Source organism: Nonomuraea sp. NPDC050786, assembly GCF_040654115.1.
Classification (GTDB): Bacteria; Actinomycetota; Actinomycetes; order Streptosporangiales; family Streptosporangiaceae; genus Nonomuraea.
Genome location: NZ_JBFAHJ010000045.1, coordinates 21235 through 44320 on the forward strand (window position 1 = coordinate 21235; position 23086 = coordinate 44320).

19 protein-coding genes are annotated in these 23086 nt (G+C 72.4%); 12 read left to right on the forward strand and 7 right to left on the reverse strand.

Annotated features, from left to right (window positions below; genetic code table 11):
- Nucleotides 1-44: 44 nt before the first annotated feature.
- The 4 genes from AB0H84_RS48700 to AB0H84_RS48715 form a co-directional block, all read right to left on the reverse strand.
- The gene (locus AB0H84_RS48700; RefSeq protein WP_357620412.1) at nt 45-3485 is read right to left on the reverse strand and encodes a WD40 repeat domain-containing serine/threonine-protein kinase; all 3441 of its coding nucleotides are present in this window, start codon (nt 3483-3485) and stop codon (nt 45-47) included.
- A 65-nt stretch (nt 3486-3550) separates the two neighbouring features.
- The gene (locus AB0H84_RS48705; RefSeq protein ID WP_357620414.1) at nt 3551-4969 is read right to left on the reverse strand and encodes an SRPBCC family protein; all 1419 of its coding nucleotides are present in this window, start codon (nt 4967-4969) and stop codon (nt 3551-3553) included.
- 6 nt (nt 4970-4975) lie between these two features.
- Nucleotides 4976-5458, reverse strand: a complete 483-nt coding sequence (locus AB0H84_RS48710) for a hypothetical protein (RefSeq protein WP_357620415.1) — start codon at nt 5456-5458, stop codon at nt 4976-4978.
- Nucleotides 5459-5635: 177 nt separating this feature from the next.
- On the reverse strand, nt 5636-5872 hold the full coding sequence (locus AB0H84_RS48715) for a hypothetical protein (protein WP_357620417.1): 237 nt from the start codon (nt 5870-5872) through the stop codon (nt 5636-5638).
- Nucleotides 5873-6409: 537 nt separating this feature from the next.
- Between AB0H84_RS48715 and AB0H84_RS48720 the strand changes: the two genes are divergently transcribed.
- Both AB0H84_RS48720 and AB0H84_RS48725 read left to right on the forward strand, forming a co-directional pair.
- Nucleotides 6410-7408 (forward strand): squalene/phytoene synthase family protein, encoded by a 999-nt coding sequence (locus AB0H84_RS48720; protein ID WP_357620419.1) that lies wholly within the window; start codon nt 6410-6412, stop codon nt 7406-7408.
- Nucleotides 7405-8274: a DMT family transporter gene (locus AB0H84_RS48725; protein ID WP_357620421.1), complete on the forward strand. Its 870-nt coding sequence runs from the start codon at nt 7405-7407 to the stop codon at nt 8272-8274. Before AB0H84_RS48720 ends, AB0H84_RS48725 begins: the two co-directional genes overlap by 4 nt.
- On the opposite strand, the gene AB0H84_RS48730 is transcribed toward AB0H84_RS48725, so the two are convergent.
- Nucleotides 8234-9349 (reverse strand): hypothetical protein, encoded by a 1116-nt coding sequence (locus AB0H84_RS48730; protein ID WP_357620423.1) that lies wholly within the window; start codon nt 9347-9349, stop codon nt 8234-8236. The genes AB0H84_RS48725 and AB0H84_RS48730 overlap by 41 nt on opposite strands.
- 26 nt (nt 9350-9375) lie before the next feature.
- Here AB0H84_RS48730 and AB0H84_RS48735 point away from each other — a divergent pair, with 26 nt between their 5' ends.
- From AB0H84_RS48735 to hpnH, 7 genes are all read left to right on the forward strand, one after another.
- Nucleotides 9376-10149 (forward strand): polysaccharide deacetylase family protein, encoded by a 774-nt coding sequence (locus tag AB0H84_RS48735; protein WP_357620425.1) that lies wholly within the window; start codon nt 9376-9378, stop codon nt 10147-10149.
- Between the two features lie 143 nt (nt 10150-10292).
- Complete coding sequence (hpnC, locus tag AB0H84_RS48740; protein WP_357620427.1) at nt 10293-11171, forward strand: squalene synthase HpnC; 879 nt, start codon at nt 10293-10295, stop codon at nt 11169-11171.
- A gap of 114 nt (nt 11172-11285) precedes the next feature.
- Nucleotides 11286-12656 (forward strand): hydroxysqualene dehydroxylase HpnE, encoded by a 1371-nt coding sequence (gene hpnE / locus AB0H84_RS48745; protein ID WP_357620429.1) that lies wholly within the window; start codon nt 11286-11288, stop codon nt 12654-12656.
- Nucleotides 12653-13663: a polyprenyl synthetase family protein gene (locus tag AB0H84_RS48750; protein WP_357620431.1), complete on the forward strand. Its 1011-nt coding sequence runs from the start codon at nt 12653-12655 to the stop codon at nt 13661-13663. The genes hpnE and AB0H84_RS48750 overlap by 4 nt, the downstream gene beginning before the upstream one ends.
- A gap of 1 nt (nt 13664) precedes the next feature.
- Complete coding sequence (gene shc, locus AB0H84_RS48755; protein WP_357620433.1) at nt 13665-15638, forward strand: squalene--hopene cyclase; 1974 nt, start codon at nt 13665-13667, stop codon at nt 15636-15638.
- Nucleotides 15635-16381: a hypothetical protein gene (locus AB0H84_RS48760; protein WP_357620435.1), complete on the forward strand. Its 747-nt coding sequence runs from the start codon at nt 15635-15637 to the stop codon at nt 16379-16381. Before shc ends, AB0H84_RS48760 begins: the two co-directional genes overlap by 4 nt.
- On the forward strand, nt 16378-17382 hold the full coding sequence (hpnH, locus tag AB0H84_RS48765; RefSeq protein WP_357620437.1) for an adenosyl-hopene transferase HpnH: 1005 nt from the start codon (nt 16378-16380) through the stop codon (nt 17380-17382). Before AB0H84_RS48760 ends, hpnH begins: the two co-directional genes overlap by 4 nt.
- On the opposite strand, the gene AB0H84_RS48770 is transcribed toward hpnH, so the two are convergent.
- The gene (locus tag AB0H84_RS48770; protein WP_357620439.1) at nt 17356-18129 is read right to left on the reverse strand and encodes an SDR family NAD(P)-dependent oxidoreductase; all 774 of its coding nucleotides are present in this window, start codon (nt 18127-18129) and stop codon (nt 17356-17358) included. The genes hpnH and AB0H84_RS48770 overlap by 27 nt on opposite strands.
- A gap of 170 nt (nt 18130-18299) precedes the next feature.
- Between AB0H84_RS48770 and AB0H84_RS48775 the strand changes: the two genes are divergently transcribed.
- From AB0H84_RS48775 to AB0H84_RS48785, 3 genes are all read left to right on the forward strand, one after another.
- Nucleotides 18300-19682 (forward strand): amino acid permease, encoded by a 1383-nt coding sequence (locus tag AB0H84_RS48775; RefSeq protein ID WP_357620441.1) that lies wholly within the window; start codon nt 18300-18302, stop codon nt 19680-19682.
- 147 nt (nt 19683-19829) lie between these two features.
- A complete protein-coding gene (locus AB0H84_RS48780; protein ID WP_357620443.1) occupies nt 19830-20504 on the forward strand; it encodes a C39 family peptidase in 675 nt (224 codons plus the stop codon).
- Nucleotides 20505-20607: 103 nt separating this feature from the next.
- Nucleotides 20608-21588, forward strand: coding sequence for an NlpC/P60 family protein (locus tag AB0H84_RS48785; protein WP_357620445.1), 981 nt, complete (start codon nt 20608-20610; stop codon nt 21586-21588).
- Nucleotides 21589-21836: 248 nt separating this feature from the next.
- Here the strand turns inward: AB0H84_RS48785 and AB0H84_RS48790 are convergent, their stop codons facing one another.
- Complete coding sequence (locus tag AB0H84_RS48790) at nt 21837-23084, reverse strand: cytochrome P450 (protein WP_357620447.1); 1248 nt, start codon at nt 23082-23084, stop codon at nt 21837-21839.
- Nucleotides 23085-23086 lie beyond the last annotated feature (2 nt).

Here is a 23086-nt window from a genome sequence, read left to right on the forward strand (position 1 = left end):
GCGCGACTGCTCAAGCACGAGTAGTCGTACGGGAGCGACCCGCGTTATGCGCACACGTTGCGGTAGGGCACGTCCGGGAGGTAGCGGCGCCACTCGGCGGGCGAGAGGGTGCGCCCGGCCCGCGCGCACACCTTCCGGGCCACGAGCGCGTCGCCGACGGGCACTTCGTGCACGCCGCCCTCCACGCCGACGTACAGGATGTTCCCGTCGGCGCTGAAGGCCAGGGACGTGGCCTCGCTCTCCCTCAGCGTGTACGCGGTGCCGAGCCCGCCCTTGGCCGGGACGTCCCAGAACTGGAGCTCACCCTGCTGGGTGACCGTGGCGAGCGTCCTGCCGTCCGGCGAGAACGCCATGAGGGAGATGTCGCCGGCCGCGCGGGGCAGGGAGGGGCGCAGCGAGCGCTCGCCCTTGACGTCCCACAGGCCGACCCGACGAGTGAGGGGCTCGTACACGGCCATGAGACCGTCGCGGCTGAAGGCCAGCGCGGTGGTCGCGCCGAAGCCGGCGCCGACGGGCTTGCCGGTCGCCAGGTCGATGAACCTGCCGGCGTGCGAGGCGTACACCTGCCGTCCGGGGAGGAAGGGGCCGCCCTCAAACTGAGTCTTGTGGGTGGCCACCACGTGGCCGTCGGCGGCGTCCAGCACCACCTCCTTGACCGGGATCTGCCCGACAAGGGTCACGGCGATCCGGCGCCCATCGGGGCTGAAGTAGGCCTGCGAGGGGCTGAAGATGGTGTCTCCCACCCGCTTCGACCAGAGCTTCTTCCCCGTCGCGAGGTTCCACAACGTGATCCTGTCGGCGTCGACGGTGGCCAGCCTGGTGCTGGAGTCGTCGATGGCCTCGTTCATCTCGTGGTCCTCATCGACAGGTATGCGACCCGTGTCCCGGTGCGTCCGCATGTCGATCACGTGCAGGGCGGGTTCGTGCGGCTTGGTCACCACCCAGCGGCCGTCGCGGCTGAGCAGCGGGATGCCGGGCAGTGCGACCGCCGTGGTACGGGGCTCGAGGTCCACGCTGACGACGATGTCGTCGACGAGGTAGCGCAGCGTCCGGCCGTCGGGGTCGAAGCGCACGTCGCCGAGCTCGCCCTCGGCCCGGTAGGTCTGGATGTCCTGCTCGTCGGCGATCCGCGTGACCGTCAGGTCGCGGCCTGAGAAGGTGGCGAGGTATCGGCCGTCGGCGCTGAAGCGAATCTCGGTGCCGTACTTGCAGGGACCGCAGTCCAAGGACTTGCGCTTGCGCCCGGTGACGGCGTCCATGAGGACGATCTCGCTGTCCGCGCAGGCCAGCGTTCTGCCATCGGCGCTGTAGGCGGCCAGCACGTGGTGCTTGACGCAGGCCGGGAAAGGGCGTTCGGCGCTCCCGCCGGGCAGGGCGATCTGGTCGAACCGGGAGCCGGGCGCCAGCAGGTGCTTCCCGGTCGGGTCCACGAGCACCGGGTCGTCCGACCAGGTCCGGTCGTCATGGATCGGCCGCCCGTACCGCTTACCGGTGCTCACGTCGATGACGAACGGGGCCGTCTCGAACAGGGTGACGGCGAGCGTCGTCTCATGCTCGCCGAATGCGACGGCATAGCCGGCCCCGGTCTGTGGGAGGGGCCGCCTCACCAGCGCCTTGCCGGTTCTCAGGTCCCAGACGGCGAGCTCGTCCGAGGTGGATTCGGCGAGGAGGTGTCCGCTGCGGCTGAGCGAGGGGTCATGGATGATCACCCCCTTCAAGGTCATCTTCGGCCAGCTCGCCGTCCGCCGGCCGGTGCGCACGTCGTACACGTTGACGCCGCCCTCGCTGACGCTGACCAGCGTGCGCCCGTCGCGGCTCAGCACCCGCCGGCCCACGCCCTTGACCGGCGGATCGCGGAAGGCGGCCGTCTCCCGCTGCTGGAGCGCGCCCATCAGGCTGGAGCGCGCCTCCGGCTGCGGCGACATCCGGTAGGCGGCCACGCTGAGCAGCATGGCGAGGGTCGGATCGGCCGTACGCAGGCGGTCGGCCTCGGCCGCGACCTGCTTGGCGGTCAGGATGTCGAGCCGCTCGACGGCCTGCCCGCGCTGCCACACGGCCACCCCGCCCGCCGCCAGCGCCACCACCAGCAGGCCCGCCAGCGCCGTGGTGACCAGTTTCCTGCGCCGGCCGCGCCTCTTGGTCAGCTCGGTGCCCGCGCGCAGGAAATCGCGTTCGAACGGGGTCAGCGTCAGGTGCCTGCGGCCGGTCGCCGCCCAGCTCAGCGCCTCCTCCAGGCGGCTGCCCTGGAGCACGTCGCCGTCGCGCCGGCCGTGCTCGTCCCAGTGCCGCGCCGCCGCGTTGATCTCGCCGAGCACGGCCAGTCCGGTGCGGTCGGCCTCCACCCACATGCGCAGGCGCGGCCAGGCCCGCAGCAGTCCGGGGCGCGACAGGACGACCGAGTCGTCCTTGACGGCGACCACGTACGAGAACGCCTCCAGGACGCGGCGCACGGCCGCCGCCTCCTGTTCGGGGCGGCCGCCGAACAGCTCGTCGGGGGTGGCCCGGCGCAGCGTCTCCTGGCCGTCGGCGTTCACCGCGACCAGCCGCAGGAACACCTCGGCCGCCAGGTCGCGCTCCTCCGGGCCGAGCGCGCCGTAGACGTCCTCGGCGATCGTGCCCAGCGCGGGATCGCCCCGGTCCGGCCCCCGCACCCCCTCGGCGCTGCGGCTTCCGGCCGTCAGCAGGCCGCGCGTGTCGGACCCGTCGCCGCTGACCAGCGCCAGCAGCAGGTCGCGGGCGGTGGGCCGTACCGACGGGTCCTTCTCCATCGCGGCCTCGACCAGCGCGGCCAGCCGCGGCGGAAGGGCGCTCAGGTCGGGATGGTGGGTCAGCACGCGGTGCATGATGCCGCCCAGGTTCTCGCCGCCGAACGGGTCTGACCCGGTGGCCGCGAACACCATGATCGCGCCCCATGCGAAGACGTCGGCCGGTGCGCCCGCACGCTGCCCGGTCAGCACCTCGGGCGCCATGTAGGTGGGGGTGCCCGCCAGCTCGCCGGTCCTGGTCAGCGACATGTCCAGAGTTCTGGCGATACCGAAGTCGATCACGCGCGGCCCGTCCGGGCCGAGCAGCACGTTGTCCGGCTTGAGATCGCGGTGGACGACGCCCGCCTCGTGGATCGCGGTGAGCGCCGTGGCCACCGCCGTGGCCAGCCGGTGCAGGTCGTCCCCGGTGAAGCGCCGCCCGTCCCGTACGGCCTCGCGCAGGCTGGGGCCTGGGACGTACTCCGAGACCAGGTACGGCTTGCCGCCGTCCAGTTCGGCGGCCAGCAGCCGGGCGGTGCAGAACGAGGCCACCCGCTCCGCCGCGGCCGCCTCCTTGGCGAAGCGGCCGCGATCGCCCGCCGCGTGCAGCACCTTCACCGCGACCCGGCGGCCCTCAGGGTCGTAGGCGTCGTACACGACGCCCTGCCCTCCCGCGCCCAGGCGGCCGGCCAGCCAGTACTCCCCGATGCGCTGCGGGTCCCCCGCGATCAACGCCTCCACGGCGGATTAGATGCGGCCCGCCGCGCCGAAGTTGCCCGCTGAAGGTGAGGGTGGCGCTGCCGCGCTCACTCCCTCTCGCGGCGGCGGACGGGGCGCTGTCCGGAGGGCGCCCGGCGCGTCTCGCCTCTGGCGGGACGGCGGCGCGCGGCGACCGGCTCCTCCTCGCGCTCCTCTTCGGGCTCCTCTTCCTCCTCGTACTCTTCCTCTTCGGCCCGTTGCGGCTCTTCCTCCTCCTCGGGCTCCTCTTCTTCCTCTTCCTCCTCCTCGGGCTCCTCTTCTTCCTCCTCCTCGGCCCGTTCGCGCCCTGCTTCCTCGGGCCGCTCTTCCTCCTCCTCTTCCGGCTCCTCCTCTTCCGCCCGCTCGGGCTCTTCCTCCTCGTACGCTTCCTCTTCTGGCCGCTCTTCCTCTTCCTCGGCCTGCCTGGAGCGCTCCTCCTCCATCGCCGTCTCGTGGTCCTTGACGACCTGGCTGTCGCGGATCTCGCCGCGCCAGCCGTCGCCGACGTCCTCGGGCTTCAGCAGGAGGTGCGCCATCACGTGCCGCCTGAAGTGCTTGAGCTCCAGCCTCGCCCGCCGGCCCTGGGCGCGCCACAGGTTGCCGGTGCGCTCGAAGAGCCCCTGCGGGTGGTACTCCAGCACCAGCAGGACACGGGTCAGGTTGTCGGTGAGCTCGTGGAACGTCACGGCGCCGTCGACGTAGCCCTTGGCGCCCTCGGACCGCCAGATGATGTGCTGGTCCGGGATCTGCTCGACGATGTGCGACTTCCACGTCCGGTGGGACCAGAAGACCTGGGCCTTCCAGGAGAGCTTCTCGTCGCTTTCCTGATTGACCGTCTCCACCTTCTTCATGAAGGTCGGGAAGTCCTGGAAGTGGGTCCACTGGTCGTACACCAGGCGGCGTGGAGCGCCGATGTCGATCGACTCGACGATGTTGACGAGCTTCAGTTTGCCGCCCTTGCCGCCGGCCTTCCCGGTGAGCTTCTGCCAGACCCCCTTCACGCCTGCCTTCAGCCCGCCGGCGAGGCCGCCCTTGAGCCCGCCTTTGAGCCCGCCCTTGAGGGCGCCGCCCAGCACGCCGCCGGGGTTCTCCGAGCCGGTGACCGCGCTGAGGAGGCTCTTCCCGCCGTTCTCCGCGTAGTCGGTCAGCCGGTCGGTGAGGTCCTCGATCTTCTCCTCCGCGGTCTCGAGCAGGCGCTCGCTCGCCGCCTGGAGCAGGTTCTGGGCCTCCTGTACGAGCCGGCTGGTCGGCAGGTTCTCCATGATCGCGCCGCCGGCCTTCTTGACCGTCTCCGCCGCCGCGCCGGCCGCTCCTTGACCGACACTCCTGGCTGCGCCGGCCGCTCCTTGACCGGCGCTCCTCGCCGTACCGGCCGCTCCTTGACCGGCACTCTTGACCGTGCCTGCGACGCTCCTGGTCGTCCCCGTCAGTGCCCGACCGGTTCCCCGGACCGCCTGACCGGCTCCTCCAGCTCTCGTCTCAGTCACCCGAACTCACCTCCGCGACTGGCCGGTTCCCCGCACGGGACGGGCTCGCCGCTGCACCCTCCGAGGCGGGAGCTCCTGCTCTTCCTCGTAGTCCTCGCCCTCGTCCTCGTAATCCAGGTCCTCGTACTCCTCTTCCTCCTCCGGCTCCCTCGTGGGCCGGCGGGTCTCCCCCGCCGGCCCCTGCGTACGCAGGGACTCGGCGCGTTCGTGCAGCCTGTTGCTCAGTGCGTCGATCTGCCTGCTGGTCGCCGCCACCGCCGCCGCCTTGCCGACCTCCATCAGGTCCCCGCGGAGGCGGTCAGTGATCTCCTCGAACTCGACGGAGGAGCTCAGCGTCTTCAGGCCCTGCGACAGCAGGCCACCCTTGCCCATCCGCGCCCGACCGGCGAGCCCTGCCAGCGCCAGCGCCGCGGCCATGCGCAGCTTGCGGCGCCGTCCCAGGTAGTAGCCCGCGAGCACGGCAAAGGCTATCCGTGACGTGTTCGACATGATCAGTGCTCCTTGTTCTCGAAGCCTGCTGCCGTGGCCGAGGCACTTGCCGGAGGGCTGCCCTCAGATAGGACAAAGAACCAGGTCACGGTGAAAGTTGCTCAGACTTGGAGCGGCCGAGACCTGAGATTTGCGGTCGCGGCCACGACACCGATCCCCTCCCCCGCCGCGTGGCGCTCAGGCCGCCTCCGCAGCCTCCCCCACCTCGCGGAGGACGGCGAAGCGGTGCTGGCCGGCCAGGAAATGGCCGATGGCGACGATGCCCACGACCGGCCATTCCACGATCTCCAGCACTCCCAGCGCGAGGAGTGCCGCGTAGAAGGCGAGATGCTCGGGCTCCGGCAGAGTGACCGTGCCGAGCACGGGCAGCGCGACGTGTGGCCGGTCCTCGACGGTGGTGTGGCTGACGGCCATGGTCCACTCCTTCGATCGACGACTCACCGTCCCGCCTGCCCTCCGGCGAATCCGGTAACTCGCGACGGGGTAAAGCTTCCGGGGGCTGTCGCCACCTCCATGATGGGGCGGGTACACCGCCCGATCATGACTGATTGCTACTATTCGTGTTGTCCGGGTGACCGTCTCGGGCAGATCATCACGACTCCCCCCGAGGACCTCTCAAGGGGACGAGATGACAGACATGGAGCTCCCACCACCTTCCTCTTCCGTCATAGAGGCATGGATCGGCCAGGTTCTCCTGCTCGCCGGCGTGAGACCGCCCGCCGACGCATCGCTCCCGTGCCCGCGGCAGACCCCGCCGAAGGCGCCGCTGTCCCGCGCCCGCTCCGACGAGCCTTGAAAACGCAGGGCCACGAAATTCCCGGCCCATTACCGCGCGCGACCTGATTCTTCATCCATACGTAAATTAGTCGCCCGGTCCTGGCCTGGCAGCCCTCCATGAGGCCGTTGTTCGAGTTTATTGCCACGACATAACGGACAGCCATCACTCATGCCATGGGGGAAAACACGCAAGCGGCCGATGCGGCCATGATGTTCGCCCGCTCCGCAGGTCTCTGGCGACGACATGGCCGCGTCTCCTCGCGGGAAGGGTGCGGGGCCTCGGGCGTCGACGAGGCGTACCGGCACTGCGAGCAGATCATGCGCAGTCAGGCCCGTAACTTCTCGTACGGACTGCGGCTGCTGCCGGCCTCCAAGCGGCGCGCGCTGAGCGCGGTCTATGCGCTGGCCCGCAGGATCGACGACATCGCCGACGGGGACGGCCCGGTGAAGCAGCGGCTGGCCCGGCTCGACACGGTTCGCGGGCTGCTCGACGGGACCGCCCCCACGGCGCACGACCTCGTGCTGGTGGCGCTGCTCGAGGCCGCCGACCGCTATCCGATCCCGCTGGCGGCCTTCACCGACCTGGTCGACGGCTGTGCCGCCGACGTGCGCGGCCGGACGTACGCGACGTTCGCGGACCTGGAAGGCTACTGCCGGTGCGTCGCCGGATCGATCGGGCGGCTCTCGCTGGGCGTGTTCGGCGCGGACGACGCCGAGGCGGCCACGCCGCTCGCGGACGCACTCGGCGTGGCCCTGCAGATCACCAACATCCTCCGCGACCTGCGGGAGGACCGGCTGTCCGGGCGGATCTACCTGCCCGCCGAGGACCTCGAGCGGTTCGGCTGCACCCTGGACGTCGACCCGTCCGGCCGCTTCCGCGACCCGCCGGAGCGCCTGGCCGGACTCGTCCGGTTCGAGGCGGACCGGGCACGTGACTGGTTCGCCATCGGGATGCGCCTGCTGCCCATGCTGGACGCGCGGAGCGCCGCCTGCACGGCGACCATGGCCGGCATCTACCGCTGCCTGCTCGACCGCATCACCGCCGACCCCAGGCGGGCGCTGACCGCCCGGCTGTCCCTGACGACGAGGGAGAAGTCCATGGTCGCGGTGCACGCCCTCGCCCAGGTCCGCCGCGTGAGAGACCGTTCGGCCGATCGGACCGGGGCCCGTTGATCACTGCTGCGCTGCTGGCGGTGCTCGCGGCGCTGTGCAACGCCGTCTCGTCGGTCCTGCAGCGCCGCGCGGCCCGATCGGTGCCGCCGGAGCTCGGGTTGCGGCTGGGGCTGATCTGGGCGCTGGTCCGGCATCCGGTGTGGCTGTGGGGCATCGCGGGGCTGATCGCGGGCTTCGTCTTCCAGGCGGCCGCGCTGTCGATGGGCGGCATCGCCCTGGTCCAGCCGGTCCTGGTGGTCGAGCTGCCGTTCACCATGATCATTCTGTCGGTGGCGTTCGGCGCGGTCCTGGACAGGCGGTCGTGGCTGGCGATCGGCGCGCTGTCGGCCGGGCTGGCGACCTTCCTCACCGCGGCGGCCCCCGGCACCGGCCGGTGGACGCCGGACGCGACCAGATGGATCGTCGCCACCGTCGTGACCGCGGGCACCGTCGCCGTGCTGGTGGCGGTGGCCTCCCTGGCCAGGGGCGCCATCCGTCCCGCCGCGCTGGGAGTGGCGGGGGGACTCGGCTTTGCCTTCACGGCCACGCTCATCAAGGAGTGCACGTCGATCGCGCAGGAGGACTGGGGGGAGCTGCTGGTGTCCTGGCCGCTGTACGCGATGGTGGCGGCGGGCCTGTGCAGCCTGTTCCTGCTGCAGAACGCCCTGCACAGCGGCTCGCTGGTGGTCGCGCAGCCGGCGCTGACCATCAGCGACCCCATAGCGGGCATCCTGTACGGCGCGCTGATGTTCGGTGAGCCGATCCGCACCGGCCCGTGGATCGTGTACGAGGTGGCGGGCATCGGGCTCATGGTCTTCGGCGTCATCGAGCTGACCAGGTCACCGCTCATCCAGGGCCACGGCGTGACCACCTCGACAGGGAAATGAGGCCGGCCTGCACCGGCATCGCGGAGAACAGCGCGGAGGCCCTGTCCGTCTGGCGCTTGCGCGACCGCGCGTCCTCGAGCAGGTCCAGCGCCGCCAGCAGCGCGGACGCGGTGCCGGTGTGCAGGCTCACCCCGGCCCTGGCCATCGCCCGTGCGCCGTCGCGGCCGTGACCGGGGATCGGCCGGTGGATGACGACCGGCAGCCCCGCCGCGAAAGCCTCCTCGCAGGTCAGCCCGGCGCCGTTGTCGACCAGCGCGTACGCGGCCGCCATGAGCTCCGGCACGTCGTCGCGCCAGCCGAGCGCGGGTCCCAGCCCGGCCTCCCGCAGGCCCTGCCGCAGGCCGGCGTTGCCGCCGCACAGGACGAGGGGCGTGTACCGCCCCGACCCCGCCAGGGCGCGCGCGGTCGCGACGATCTCCCCGACCCCCCATGACCCGCCCGACACCAGCACGAGCCGAGCGCCGGGGTCCACGCCGAGACCGGCGGCCACCCGTCCGGGATCGGCCACCGCCCGCGCGAACTCCGGGCGTACGACCGGGGCGCAGCGGAGCACGGGCCGGCGGGTGAGGGCGGCGATCTGCCGGACGATGTCGGGATTCGGGCACAGGTACCGGTCGTTGCCGCGATGGACCCACAGCCGGTGCACCGCGAAGTCCGTGACCAGCACCGTGCTCGGGCAGGGCAGCGCGCCGCGCTCGCGCAGCCGTCCCGTGAGCTGCGCGGCCAGGTGGAAGGTCGAGACGACCTCGTCGGGCCGGCGGGCGGCGACGAGCCGGCGGAGGCGGGCGGCGGCGAGCACCGTGAGCGGGGACGTCGCCGGCGCCCGTTTGCCGATGAAGAAGACCTGGTAGATGAGTTCGTAGAGCCAGGGGGCACGCAGGATCATCCAGCGGTACCCGCAGCGCAGCGCCGATCCCAGCCGGAGCGGGAAGAGGCGGAGGACATCGATGATCTCTGAATCCGCATTCTCGGCGGCGAGCCGGGCGGCCAGCTCGGCCGCCACGCCGTCATGGCCCGTGCCCATCGACGCGCTGAGGATGAGCACCCGCCGACGGCGGCGCGGCCAGGCGCTCATGACCGGACACCTCGGGCGGTAGGACGATGAGCCGTCTCGCCCTGCCTCTCCGGCTGCCTCCGGGGCTGCCTCCGGGGCTGCGTTTCGCCCTGCCTTTCGGGCTGGCCTGCCTGGCGTTGGCGCACGCGGGCCCGGCCGCCACCTGGCTGCCCTCGGTCCGGCGACGCGTGCCCGCACTCGCCGGCGCCGGCGACCCCGGCCACGTGGCGCTCACCTTCGACGACGGACCCCACCCCGGCTCGACGCCGAGCTTCCTGGACGAGCTGGGGCGGCTCGGCTGTCAGGCCACCTTCTTCGTCCTCGGCGAGCTGCTCGAACGCCACCAGTGGCTGGGCCGCCGCATCGTGGCCGAGGGGCACGAGCTGGCCGTGCACGGCTGGCGGCACGGCAACGCCCTGATCGCCCCGCCGGGCCGGCTGACGGCCGAGATCGGCCGGACCGCCGACCTGGTGAGGGCGGTCGGCGGGGTCAGGCCGGCGTGGTACCGCCCGCCCTACGGGGCGCTGAGCCTCGAAGCGCTGCTCGCGGCCCGCATGCGAGGGCTGCGCCCCGTGCTGTGGACCGTCTGGGGCAGGGACTGGGAGGAGGCGGCCACGCCGGACTCGGTGCTGGCCACCGTGGCGGCCGGGCTGCGCGGCGGGGCGACCGTCCTGCTCCATGACTCCGACCACGCCTCCGTTCCGGGTGCCTGGCGATCGGCGCTCGACGCCCTGCCCGCGCTCGTGGAGCGCTGCCGGCTCATGGGCCTGAGAGTGGGGCCGCTGCGCGACCACGGCGTGCCGGCCCCGGTATTTCCATAAAGGCCACTCCCCTTTTCCCGCGCATTCAAACGCCTATTTCCGGGACCCGCCGCCGCGTAAATGCCGGGCCAATGAAATGGAAACAGAATATAGCGGCGAGGCCGTCGGGTTTGCGCGGCCCCGCGGCGGATAATTTCCCTGTCGTGCTGTCACAGAGGGGCCATTCGCGGGAGCTGGCGGAAAAGGCGTGCCGGGAGAACTTCCCGGTGGCCTCGCGGCTGCTGCCGCGCCGGCACCGCGACCACCTCATGGCCGTCTACGGCTTCGCCCGGTCGGTGGACGACGTGGGTGACGAGGAGCGTCCCGAGGACCGCCTGCGACTGCTGGCGGAGTTCGAGGCCGATCTGGCCCGCCTGTACGACGGCCGGGTCCCCAGGCTGGGACCGGTCGGGGCGCTGGCCCGCACCGTGCGGGAGTGCTCGATTCCCGCCGAGCCGTTCCAGCACCTCATCGAGGCCAACCGGCGCGACCAGACGGTGACCCGCTACGAGACGTTCGACGACCTCCTCGGCTACTGCGCGTTGTCGGCCAACCCGGTCGGCCGGATCGTGCTGCACGTGTTCGGGGAGGCGAGCGGCGCCCGCCAGGCCCTGTCGGACCGGGTGTGCTCGGCGTTGCAGGTCATCGAGCACTGCCAGGACGTGGGCGAGGACTACCGGCGGGGGCGCGTCTACCTGCCTCAGGAGGATCTGCGGCGGGCGGGCTGCCCGGTCGCCCAGCTGGCGGCGGCGGCCGCGTCACCCGGGCTGCGTGAGGCGGTCGCGGTGCAGGCCGCGCGGGCCGGGAGACTGCTGGCGGAGGGCGAGCCGATCGTCGCCTCGCTGTCCGGCTTCGCCCGTACGGCGGTCGCGGGCTACGTCGCGGGCGGCCACGCGACCCTGGCGGCGCTGAGAAGGGCCCGCTACGACGTTCTGGGCCGTCCTGTCCGGCCGCGCCGCGCACGCCTGCTCGCGGAGTGGACACGTGTCCTCACGACCATGGGGTGGCCCGGTGCCGGTCTCCAACGCCTGCCGTCGGCCTGAGAGCCGGGCGCCGGTCATGGCGCGGGTCATGGCGCAGGTCATGGCGCAGGTCATGGCGCAGGTCATGGCGCGGGCCTCCGGCGAGCACCAGGACAGACCCGCGAGGAGCCTCCGATGAGCATCACGCCAGAGCCGCGCAGGGCCGCTCCTGCGATGGACATCGCTCCGGTGGCGGTCGTCGGCGGCGGCCTGGCCGGCATCTCCGCGGCCATCGCCCTCGCCGAGGCCGGCTGCCCCGTGACGCTGTACGAGGCCCGTCCGAGGCTGGGCGGCGCCACGTACTCGTTCCAGCGCGGCGGGCTGACGGTGGACAACGGCCAGCACGTCTTCCTCCGCTGCTGCACGGCCTACCGGGGACTCCTGGAACGGATCGGCGGCACCGCGCTGGTGGAGCTGCAGAGCCGGTTCGACGTGCGGGTGCTCGGCGGGCCGGGCCGGGCGGGGCGGCTGCGCCGCGCCGCGCTGCCGGGGCCGCTCCACTTCATGCCCGCGCTCGCGGGCTACCGCCTGCTCGGGCCGGGCGACCGGATCCAGGCCCTGCGCGGCTCGATCGCGCTGGGCCGGCTCGATCCGGCCGATCCGCTGCTCGACACGGTGACGTTCGGGCGCTGGCTGGCGGCGCACGGCCAGCGGGCCCCGGTGCGTCAGGCGCTCTGGGAGCTGCTCGCGGTGGCGGCCCTGAACACGGGGGTCGACGACGCGGCGCTCGGCCCGGCGGTGAAGGTCTTCAAGACCGCCCTGCTCGGCCGGCCGGACGCCGCGGACCTGGGCATCCCCCTGGTCCCGCTCGGCGAGCTGCACGACACCGCCGCCAGGGCCGCCATTACGCGGCGCGGCGGCACCGTACGGCTGTCGGCGAAGGTCACGGCCATCGAGCCGGGCCCCGCCGTCATCGTGGACGGCGCCAGGGTCGAGGCGTCGGCGGTCGTCGTGGCCACGCGCCACGAGCAGGCCGCCAAGCTGGTCCCGCCGGGGGCGGCGCCCGGCCAGGACAGGTGGAGCGGCCTGGACGCGAGCCCGATCATCAACGTCCACGCGGTCTACGACCGGCCGGTCATGCGGGTGCCGTTCGTCGCGGTCACCGGCTCGCCGGTGCAGTGGGTGTTCGACAAGACCCGCGTCGCGGGGCTGCGCGAGGGGCAGTACCTGGCGGTGTCCGTGTCGGTCGCGGACACCTGGATCGACCGGCCGACCGCGGACCTCCGCAAGGTCTTCGTCCCGGCGCTGCAGTCGGTTTTCCCGGCCGCGCGGCAGGCCCGGATGACGGACTTCTTCGTCACCAGGGAACGGCGCGCGACGTTCCGCCAGGCCCCCGGCAGCGGGGCGCTCCGCCCGCGGAGCGCCACCGGGTGGCCCGGCCTCTACCTCGCCGGCGCGTGGACCGACACCGGCTGGCCCGACACGATGGAGGGGGCCGTGCGCAGCGGACTCCACGCGGCTCGCCTGGTCAGGCGGCACATACGAGATCAGGAGAGCGCGCCATGACCCTGACCCTGCCACCCGCCGAGGCGGCACGCGAGCTCGTCGAGCCGGTGCTGCGCGAGGCCGTCGGCCGCCTCGACCCGCACACCGCGCACGTCGCCCGCTACCACTTCGGCTGGATCGACGACTCCGGGCAGCCCCGCGCCGGCGGCGGCAAGGCGCTGCGACCCATGCTCGCGGTGCTGTCAGGCCGGGCGGCCGGCGCGGACATCGCGCGGTGCCTGCCCGCCGCCGCCGCGGTGGAGCTGGTGCACGCGTTCTCGCTGCTGCACGACGACGTCATGGACGACGACCCGGTACGCCGGCACCGCCCGGCCGCCTGGACCGTCTTCGGCCGCTCGGCGGCGATCCTCTGCGGCAACGCCCTGCTGGCGCTGGCCGGGGACCTGCTGCTGGAGCAGGGGACCCCCGGCTACGTGGCGGCGGCCCGCGCGCTCAACCTGGCCACGCTCTCGCTCATCGCGGGCCAGGCCCAGGATCTGGCGTTCCAGGACCGCGACGACGTGACGAGGGAGGAGTGCCTGCGGATGTCGCGGCGCAAGACCGCCGCGCTGCTGGCCTGCGCCTGCTCGATCGGCGTCACGGCGGTCGAGGGCCCCGCCGGTCTGGCCGCCTCCCTGGCCGCGTTCGGCACCGAGGCGGGGCTGGCGTTCCAGCTGGCCGACGACCTCCTCGGCATCTGGGGCAGGACCGAGGCGACGGGCAAGCCGGTGCTGTCGGACCTGCGGACCCGTAAGAAGAGCCTGCCCGTGGTCGCCGCGCTCACCGGCCCGACCGAGGCCGGACGCCGCCTCGCCGAGTTGCTGGCCCGGCCGGAGCCGCTGACGGAGCCCGACCTGTACGACGCCGCCCGCCTGATCGAGCAGGCCGGCGGCCGGGCGTGGGCCGAGCTGGAGGCCGGGCGGCGCCTCGACGCCGCGGCCCGGCACCTCGCCGACGCGGACATGCCCGCGGACGTACGGGACTCCTTTCTGCACATCGCCCGTTTCCTCGCATCCAGGGACCACTGACATGACCACCCTCGAGACCCGGAGTCCGCTCACCGGCGTCGAGCACGCCCTCGAGTCCGCCTGCGACCACCTGATCGGCCTGCGGTCGCCGGAGGGCTGGTGGAAGGGCGAGCTGCAGACCAACGTGACCATGGACGCGGAGGACCTGCTGCTGCGGGAGTTCCTCGGCATCCGCACCGAGCAGGAGACGGCCGAGGCCGCCCGGTGGATCCGTTCCGAGCAGCGGGCCGACGGCACATGGGCCAACTTCCACGAAGGGCCCCCCGACCTGTCCACCTCCGTCGAGGCGTACACCGCCCTGCGGCTCACGGGCGACCCGCCCGACGCGGCCCACATGCGTGCCGCCGCCGGGCACATCCGGGCCATGGGCGGCATCGAGGCGAGCCGGGTGTTCACCCGGGTCTGGCTGGCGCTGTTCGGCGAGTGGCCGTGGCGGGACCTGCCCGTCATGCCTCCCGAGATGATGTTCCTTCCGTCGTGGTTCCCGCTCAACATCTACGACTGGGCCTGCTGGGCCAGGCAGACGATCGTGCCGCTGACCGTCGTGACCGCGTACCGGCCGGTGCGGCGGCTGCCGTTCGAGCTGTCCGAGCTGCGGACCGGGCGGGCGCCGCGCCGCGCCGCGCGAGGCGGCTGGGAGGCGGCCTTCGGCGCGCTGGACAAGGCGCTGCACCGGTACGAGCGGCGCCCGTCGCCGGCCCTGCGCCGGGCCGCTCTGCGGCGCGCCGTCGAGTGGATCGTCGCACGTCAGGAGGCCGACGGATCCTGGGGCGGCATCCAGCCCCCGTGGGTGTACTCGATGATCGCGCTCCACCTCGCCGGCTACCACGTCGACCATCCGGTGATGCGCCGCGCGATCCGGGGGCTCGACCGGTTCACGATCCACGACGAGAGGGGGCGCCGGCTGGAGGCGTGCCAGTCTCCCGTCTGGGACACCGCGCTGGCGGTCAACGCCCTGCTGGACGCGGGCACCCCCGCCGATCATCCGGCCATCACGGGGGCCGCCGACTGGCTGCTGCGCGAGGAGGTCACGAGGGCGGGCGACTGGGCCGTGCGCAAGCCGGGGCTTCCGCCCGGCGGCTGGGCGTTCGAGTTCGACAACGACGGCTATCCCGACACCGACGACACCGCGGAGGTCATCCTGGCGCTGCGCCGGCTGGACCGTCCCGGCGTACGGCCGGCGGTCGAGCGGGGGCTCCGCTGGATGGCCGGCATGGCGAGCCGCGACGGCGGCTTCGCGGCGTTCGACGCCGACAACGACCGCGCGCTCTGCACCAGGCTGCCCTTCTGCGACTTCGGCGCGGTGATCGACCCTCCGTCCGCCGACGTCACCGCCCACGTCGTCGAGGCCCTGGCCAAGGAGCGGCCCCACTCCCCCGTGCTGCGCAGAGCCGTCGTCTGGCTGCTCAAGGCGCAGGAGCAGGACGGATCGTGGTTCGGCCGCTGGGGCGCCAACCACGTCTACGGCACCGGGGCCGTGCTGCCCGCCCTCGTCGCCGCCGGGGTCCGTCCGGGGCATTCGTCCGTACGGCGGGCCGTGGCCTGGCTGGAACGGCACCAGAACCGCGACGGCGGCTGGGGAGAGGACCTGCGCTCCTACCGCGACGCCACCTGGATCGGCCGCGGCGCCTCCACCCCGTCGCAGACGGCCTGGGCGCTGCTGGCCCTGCTCGCCGCCGGCGAGCGGTCACCGGCGGTGGAGGGCGGGGTGCGCTGGCTGGTGGAGCGGCAGCGGCCGGACGGGACGTGGGACGAGCCGCACTTCACGGGCACCGGCTTTCCCGGCGACTTCTACATCAACTACCACCTCTACCGGCTGGTCTTCCCGATCACCGCCCTGGGACGTTACCTGCGCCGCGAGGGATCCCCGGCGACCGAGCCGCCTGCACGGAGTGCAGGCCATGAGCACAGCGACGGATCCCGGCTGCCGAGCCGCCTCCACGGCGCCGCGACCATCAGCGGGGAGTCGTCATGACCGCTCTGCTCATCTGTGCCGCGCTCGGCATCGAGGCGCGCGCGATCAGGCGCGGCCTGCCCGCTCGCCTCACCGGCATCAGGGTGATCGTCACCGGGATCGGCCCACGGCGGGCGGCCCGCGCGGCGGCCCGCCTGGGCGGCCAAGAGGCGACGGCCGTGGCCGGTCACCTGGGTGCGCAGGAGACGGCGGGCTGCAGCGCGCTCGCCACCCGCCTGAGCGCGCAGGACACGGCGGGCGGCGGCGCGGTCGTCTCCCGCCTGGGCGTGCGGGAGGCGGTGGCCGTGGTCGGGTTCGGCGGCTCGGTCGGTGGGGGTCTGCGGCCGGGCGACGTTCTGGTGGCGAGCGAGGTGCGGTTCCGGGGGCGGGTGCATCCCTGTCCGTCGGCCGCCCTGCTGGCGGGCGAGCTGGCCCGCGCCGGGCTGCCGGTCAAGGTCGGGCCGCTGGTGACCGCCGATCGCCTCGTCAGGGGCGCCGAGCGCCGGCGCCTGGCCGCCGTGGGCGCGTACGGCGTGGACATGGAGACCGGACCCCTGGCTCGCGCCGCCGCAGGGCGGCCGCTGGCCGCCGTGCGGGTCATCGTCGACACCCCGCGGGCGCCGCTGCTCAGCCCGGCGACGCTCGCCCGCGGCTTCGCCGCCCGCCGCACGCTCCGCGCGCTCGGCCCCGTCCTGGTCCGCTGGGCGGCGGCGATCACCCCGGAGACCGTGCCGTTCCCGCTACCGGAGGAGTCGCTGCCATGACGATCCCGCTTAGGCAGAGCCTGCGCATCGGCGGCTACATCCTCGGCCAGCGCCTCCGGGGACGGACGAAGTTCCCGCTGCTGGTGGAGCTGGAGCCGCTGTTCGCGTGCAATCTCAAATGCGCCGGCTGCGGCAAGATCCAGCATCCCGCCGACGTGCTGAAGCGGCGCATGCCGGTGGAGCAGGCCGTCGCGGCCATCCAGGAGTGCGGCGCCCCCATGGTCTCGATCGCCGGCGGGGAGCCGCTCATGCACCCGCAGATCGGCGAGCTGGTCCGCCGCCTCGTGGCCATGAAGAAGTACGTCTTCCTCTGCACGAACGCGCTGCTGATCCCCAAGAAGATCGACGAGTTCCAGCCCTCGCGGTACTTCACCTGGACCGTGCACATCGACGGCGTCCGCGAGCGCCACGACGCCGCGGTGTGCAAGGAGGGGGTCTTCGACGAGGCGGTCGCCGCCGTTCGGGAGTGCCGGCGGCGCGGCTTCCGGATCACCACGAACACGACGTTCTTCTCCACCGACAGCCCGCAGACCGTCATCGAGGTGCTCGACTACCTCAACGACGAGCTCGCCGTCGACCAGATGATGGTCTCCCCCGCCTACGCGTACGACAAGGCGCCCGTCCAGGACCGGTTCATGGGCGTGCGGGAGACGCGCGCCCTGTTCCGCGCGGCCTTCGCCGGCGGGCGGCGGCGCCGCTGGCGGTTCAACCACTCGCCGCTCTTCCTGGACTTCCTGGAGGGCCGGATCGAGCTGCCCTGCACGGCCTGGGCCATCCCGTCGTACTCGCTGTTCGGCTGGCAGCGGCCCTGCTACCTGATGGCGGACGGGTACGCGCGGACGTACCGCGAGCTGATCGAGGAGACCGACTGGTCGGCGTACGGCCGGGGCCGCGACCCGCGGTGCGACAACTGCATGGCGCACTGCGGCTACGAGCCGACCGCCGTCCTGGCCACGCTCGGCTCCCTGAAGGAGTCACTGCGGGCCATCAGGAGCGGCTGATCCCTGGGCGCTTCCGAAGCGCCGCGCCAGCGCCCGGAACGGGCCGGGTGCCGCTCCGCGCAGCCGGGCCGGCACCCGCAGCCAGCCCGGCACGAAGGACTCCGGCCGGCCGTGGCGGATCGCCGCCACGATCGCCCGCGCCGCCCGCTCCGGCGCGATCGGCGCCGGCCAGCCGCGCGTGTACGGGGCGCCGCGCCGTACGAAGAAGGGCGTGTCCACCACGCCCGGCAGCAGGACGGACACGCCGACGCCCGGCACGTGGTGCAGCTCGTGGCCCAGGGCCTCCGCGAAGGTCAGCAGCCCCGCCTTCGTCGCCGAGTAGACCGCCTCCTGCGCCACGCCCACGGCCCCGGCGATGGAGGCCACGAACACGACGTGTCCCCGGCCCGCCGCCACCATGCCCGGCAGCAGCAGCCGCGTGAGCGCGATCGGCGCCGCGAGGTTGACGGCCAGCAGCTGCTCGGCGCTGCCCGCGGGCATCCGCAGGAACGGCCCGGCCCATCCCACGCCCGCGTTGTTGACCAGGACGTCGACGTGGCCGGCCCGGGTGGCGAGATCGTCGGCCTGGGTGGCGACGTCGCACACCAGCACGCGCCCGCCCGTCGCCGCGGCGACCGCCGCCAGGCGTTCGCGATCGCGCCCGGCCAGGGTCAGCCGCGCGCCGGCGCCCGCCAGCGCCCGCGCGGTGGCCGCCCCGATCCCGGACGAGGCCCCGGTGACCAGCACATGGGCATCCGCGAGCCTCATGGCGTCGGTTCGCAGGCAAGCATCGGCCACCTATCCGCAGGATCTCGGCGTACAGTCGTGTGCCTTTCCACTCCCGGGGCGTCCCAACCACCCGCCGCCGGACCGCCCCGGCATAGAGAAGTCGCAGGTGGGCAGTTCGCTCCCACGGAGCATGTGGGGGCGTCATGGTCATGTCGCGAAGCGTCTTCAGGCGCAAGCCGGTGGAGCAGATCGCCACCGAGCACGAGGGGGAGCTGTCCAGATCGCTCGGCCTGTGGCAGCTCACCGCCATCGGGGTGGGCGGCATCATCGGCGCGGGCATCTTCGCCCTGGCCGGCGCGGTCGCCAACGAGACCGCGGGGCCGGCCGTGCTCGTGTCGTTCCTCATCGCGGGGATCGCCAGCGCCGCCGCCGCGTTCTCCTACGCCGAGTTCGCGGGCCTGATCCCGAAGGCCGGGTCCGCCTACACCTACGGGTACGCGGTCCTGGGAGAGATCGTCGGCTGGTTCATCGGCTGGGACCTGCTGCTGGAGTACACCGCCATCGTCGCGGTCGTGGCGATCGGCATCTCCGGCTACTTCGGCTTCCTCGTCCAGCAGCTCGGCTTCACGCTGCCCGCGTGGATGCTCGGCGCGCCCGGCACCGGCCATGGGCACGTGGTGGACCTGTTCGCGGTGCTGCTGTGCCTGCTCATCGCCTTCATGCTGAACCTCGGGATCCGCGCCGCGGCCCGGTTCGAGACGTTCGTGGTGGCCGTGAAGGTCGCCGTGGTGCTGCTGGTGATCGGGGTCGGCTTCTTCCACATCAACACGGCCAACTACACGCCGTTCTTCCCGTACGGGATCAGCGGCGCGATCACCGGGGCCGCCACCGTGTTCTTCGCCGTGTTCGGCTACGACGCGATGAGCACCGCGGCCGAGGAGTCGCGGGACGCGCGGCGGCACATGCCGAAGGCGATCGTGTACTCGCTGATCATCTCCATGGTCCTGTACGTGCTGGCGACGCTCGTGCTCACCGGCATGCAGAACTACCGGCAGATCGACCCGGAGAGCGGCTTCGCCTCGGCGTTCGCCGCCGTCGGGCTGTCCGGGCTGGCCAGCCTGATCGCGGCCGGGGCCGTGATCGGCATCCTCACGGTGATGTTCACGTTCATGCTCGGCGTCACCCGCGTCTGGTTCTCGATGAGCCGCGACGGGCTGCTGCCGCAGTGGTTCGCCAAGCTCCACCCGGTACGGCGGGTGCCCTCGCGGGTCACGTGGATCGTGGGCGTCGCGTCGGCGGCGATCGCCGGATTCCTGCCCATCCGTGAGGCGGCCGAGCTGACGAACATCGGGATCCTGCTGGCGTTCGTGGTCGTGTGCGTGGCGGTGATCGTGCTCCGCTACCGGCAGCCGGACCTGCCGCGTTCGTTCCGGGCGCCGGGGATGCCGGTGGTGCCGGGCCTCGGGGCGCTCTTCTCGCTCTGGTTGATCACGTTCCTGAACCCGGTGACGTGGCTGCGCTTCGCCGTGTGGTTCCTGATCGGGCTGATCATCTACTTCGCCTACAGCCGCCGGCACTCGACGCTGGCATAGCTCCAGCGGTCCGCTGCGGACGGCAAAATTTGCCGTCCTCTTTTGCCCCATGAGTCCCGACAAATCACCATTTGCTCATGTTTGACCACTTATCAGCCGTCGTTGACTACTCTTTGCTTCTTTATGTGCATATGTAGGAGTGGTCACGTGAAGAAACCTGGACCGGCGACCGGCACCGCCCTCGCCCTGGCTGCGACGGTGGGAGCGCTCTGCCTCACCCCTCTGTCCCCGGCCTACGCCTCCCCTGGTGTCCCGGCCGGGTCCCCGGTCGCCGACCCGCAGTCCGACCAGCTCGTCAGGCCCTTGAAGTATCAGCTCAGCCTGGACGCCCAGCGGCAGCAGACCAACTACTTCTGCGTGCCCGCCTCGTCGTCGATGAGCCTGGCGAGCTTCGGCATCATGGTCAACCAGGCGACCCTTGCCAAGAAGATGAAGACCGCCCCGCCTTACGGCACCGAGGGGGTGGACGCCGTACCGGTGATCAACACCTACATCAACTTCCTCGGCTACAAGGTCACGATGCCCACCGACGCCGACGGCAACCCGGCCGTGCTCATGAAACGGGTCGCCAAGGACATCGGCGAGCTGCACCGGGCACCGGTGCTCACGGTGTGGATGGACCAGTTGCCCTGGAACAAGGGCAAGGTCAAGGGCCACAGGATCGGCCACGCGATCCTCGCGTACGGCTACGACAAGTCGGCCCGCACCATCACCGTCTACGACCCGTGGAAGCCGACCGGCGGCACCCACGTCATCAGCGCCTCCGCCCTGGCCGACGTCCTGCAGCCGGCCGGCAACATGTACTACGTCTCCAAGCTCTGACCCGTCGCCGCACCGGGCCCGCGTACTGAACGCCGGAGCGACGCCACGCGTATCCCCACGTGAAGTCGGCCAGTGAAGCAGGACTTCGCGAGGAGGCATCGTGGTGACCGTGCCGAGATGGCTCGGGCGGACAGCGGCGGCCGTGACCCTGACCTCGGCCGCGCTGGCAGCCGCCCCGGGCGCCGCCGTGGCCGAGCCGTCGCCGGCCCAGGCCAGGGCCAGGCTGGTGAAGCTGAACGAGCGGGCCGATCAGGTGGTCGAGCGCTTCAACCAGGCCACGGAGACGTACAAGAAGGCGAAGACGAAGTACGACGCCCTCGACGTCGAGCTCGGCCGCAAGGACGCCTCGGCGGGCGCCCTGCGCGAGGACGTCGTCAGGGTGGCGGTCGGCGACTACCAGCTCGGCCCCTTCCGGGGGTGGGAGCGCCTCGCCGGCCAGGGCGACCCTGAGGCGATCATGGGCGGCATGGCCTCGCTCCAGGAGATCGCCGAGGCCAGGGCGGCGAAGGTGCGTGCGTATGAGGCGGCCACCAAGGAGCTGCGCGATCGGCGCGACGAGGCCAGGAGAGCCCTGGCGGAGGCGGAGGCAGCACGTGACGAGGTACGCGACGAGCAGGCCAGGATCGAGAAGCTGATCGCCGAGCAGACCAAGCTCCTGCGCGGGCTGGGTACGTTCAAGACCGGGAACCCCGACAGCACGGGCATCCCGTACACCGGCCCGGCCTCCGGCAGCGCCCGCACGGCGCTCCGGTTCGCCTTCGCTCAGGTGGGCAAGCCGTACCGGTACGGCGGCACCGGGCCCGGCTCGTACGACTGCTCCGGCCTGACCCAGGCCGCCTGGCGCGCGGCGGGAGTCCGGCTGCCCCGCACGACCTGGACGCAGTGGAGCTGGGGAGCGAACCGCCGCGTCCCGCTCGACCGGCTGGAGCCCGGGGACCTGCTCTTCAGCAAGGGGCTGGGGCACATGGGCATGTACGCAGGCGACGGCAAGATGGTCCACGCCCCGCAGACCGGGGACGTCATCAAGATCGTCGACCTGGACGACTACTGGCGCAACCGCCTCGCCGGCGCGATCCGCCCCTGACGCTCCAGCGCCCTACGACCGTGCGAATGCCCGGCCACTGACGCGCGATCGCCGAGGCCACAGAGAACAGGCACCACGCCCCGGCACACGCCACGGCCCCACGCCGCCGCCCAAAGCGCCGCGCGCCTCGACAGCCGGCCCACCGGGTCGCCGCACCCATCCAGGCGCCGGGGGATAGACGATCGTCGCCGGCCGGTGGCGTGGCCCCACGCGGACGGCCACGCCACTGCCCGCCCCGAGCAGGACGCTCAGGAGGTCGAGACCGGAAGGCTGGTCAGGCCGTGCATGAGCAGGCCCGGCCGCCAGGCGAGGCGGTCCTCGGGGACGGCGAGCCGGAGGCCGGGGAAGCGTTCGAGCAGGTGGCCGAAGGCGACCGCGCCCTCGGTGCGGGCCAGCGGCGCGCCGAGGCAGTAGTGGATGCCGTGCCCGAAGGCGACGTGCTGGCCGGGCGCGCGGGTGACGTCGAAACGGTCGGGGTCGTCGAACTGCGCCGCGTCCCGGTTGGCGGACAGGAAGGACACGAGGACCAGCTGGCCCTGCGGGATCTCCGTACCGCCGATGGTGACGGGTTCCTTGGTGAACCTGAGGGTGGACGTGCTGACCGGCCCGTCGAAACGGAGGAACTCCTCGATCGCGCCAGGCAGCAGCCCCGGGTCCGCGCGCAGCGCGGCGAACTGCTCCGGATGGCGCAGCAGCGCCAGCATGCCGTTGCAGATCAGGTGCACGGTCGTCTCGTGGCCGGCGACCGTGAGCAGGAACGCGGTGTCGACCAGCTCCCTCTGACTCAGCGCGCCCGCCTCGTCCTGGGCCTGCACCAGGGCGCTGAGCAGGTCGCCGGTCGGCTCGGCCCGCCTGGCCTCGCAGAGCTCGCCGAGATAGGTGGTGAAGTCGACGGCGGCCCGTACGACGTCCTCCGGGTCCAGCACGGCCCCCTCGATGGTGGTGTTGGACCATTCGATGAGCCGCGGCCAGTCGCTCTCCGGGATGCCGAGCAGCTCCCCGATCACCATGGCGGGCAGCGGCACGGCGTAGTCGCGCAGCAGGTCGAACTCCGGGCCCACCTTGTCGAGGAGACCGGCGCTGATCTCCTCGACGCGCGGGCGGAGCGCCTGCACGCGGCCGGCGGTGAACACCTTGCCCACCAGCCTGCGCAGCCGCGCGTGGTCGGGCGGGTCGACGAAGAGCATGTTGTGGGGCACCACGGCCTCGTAACCGCTGCTGTCGCCGCCCTCCAGCTCGTTCGCCTTGATCAGATGCGGGTTGTTCGTGAAGTCCTTGCTGAGGCGCGGGTCGGTGCAGGCCGCCTTGACGTCCTCGTAGCGGCTCACCACCCAGACCCGTACGCCCTGCGGTGTCGCGGTCTGGAAGACGGGCCGTTCCGCGCGGAGCCGCGCGTAGACCGGATGCGGGTCACGCAGATAGTCCTCGTCGAACAACGTCTCGATCATCATCGCCCTTTCACGTGCGTTACGGATCTCCTGATCACTGGAGTACATGG

Excerpts from the sequence above, each read along its gene's own strand:
- hpnH (WP_357620437.1), top strand. The coding sequence starts at position 16,378 with ATGACGATCCCGCTTAGGCAGAGCCTGCGCATCGGCGGCTACATCCTC.
- AB0H84_RS48735 (WP_357620425.1), top strand. The coding sequence starts at position 9,376 with ATGAGCCGTCTCGCCCTGCCTCTCCGGCTGCCTCCGGGGCTGCCTCCG.
- shc (WP_357620433.1), top strand. The coding sequence starts at position 13,665 with ATGACCACCCTCGAGACCCGGAGTCCGCTCACCGGCGTCGAGCACGCC.
- AB0H84_RS48770 (WP_357620439.1), bottom strand. The coding sequence starts at position 18,129 with ATGAGGCTCGCGGATGCCCATGTGCTGGTCACCGGGGCCTCGTCCGGG.
- AB0H84_RS48715 (WP_357620417.1), bottom strand. The coding sequence starts at position 5,872 with ATGGCCGTCAGCCACACCACCGTCGAGGACCGGCCACACGTCGCGCTG.
- hpnE (WP_357620429.1), top strand. The coding sequence starts at position 11,286 with ATGAGCATCACGCCAGAGCCGCGCAGGGCCGCTCCTGCGATGGACATC.
- AB0H84_RS48710 (WP_357620415.1), bottom strand. The coding sequence starts at position 5,458 with ATGTCGAACACGTCACGGATAGCCTTTGCCGTGCTCGCGGGCTACTAC.
- AB0H84_RS48790 (WP_357620447.1), bottom strand. The coding sequence starts at position 23,084 with ATGTACTCCAGTGATCAGGAGATCCGTAACGCACGTGAAAGGGCGATG.
- AB0H84_RS48760 (WP_357620435.1), top strand. The coding sequence starts at position 15,635 with ATGACCGCTCTGCTCATCTGTGCCGCGCTCGGCATCGAGGCGCGCGCG.
- AB0H84_RS48750 (WP_357620431.1), top strand. The coding sequence starts at position 12,653 with ATGACCCTGACCCTGCCACCCGCCGAGGCGGCACGCGAGCTCGTCGAG.
- AB0H84_RS48730 (WP_357620423.1), bottom strand. The coding sequence starts at position 9,349 with ATGAGCGCCTGGCCGCGCCGCCGTCGGCGGGTGCTCATCCTCAGCGCG.
- AB0H84_RS48775 (WP_357620441.1), top strand. The coding sequence starts at position 18,300 with ATGTCGCGAAGCGTCTTCAGGCGCAAGCCGGTGGAGCAGATCGCCACC.
- AB0H84_RS48720 (WP_357620419.1), top strand. The coding sequence starts at position 6,410 with ATGGGGGAAAACACGCAAGCGGCCGATGCGGCCATGATGTTCGCCCGC.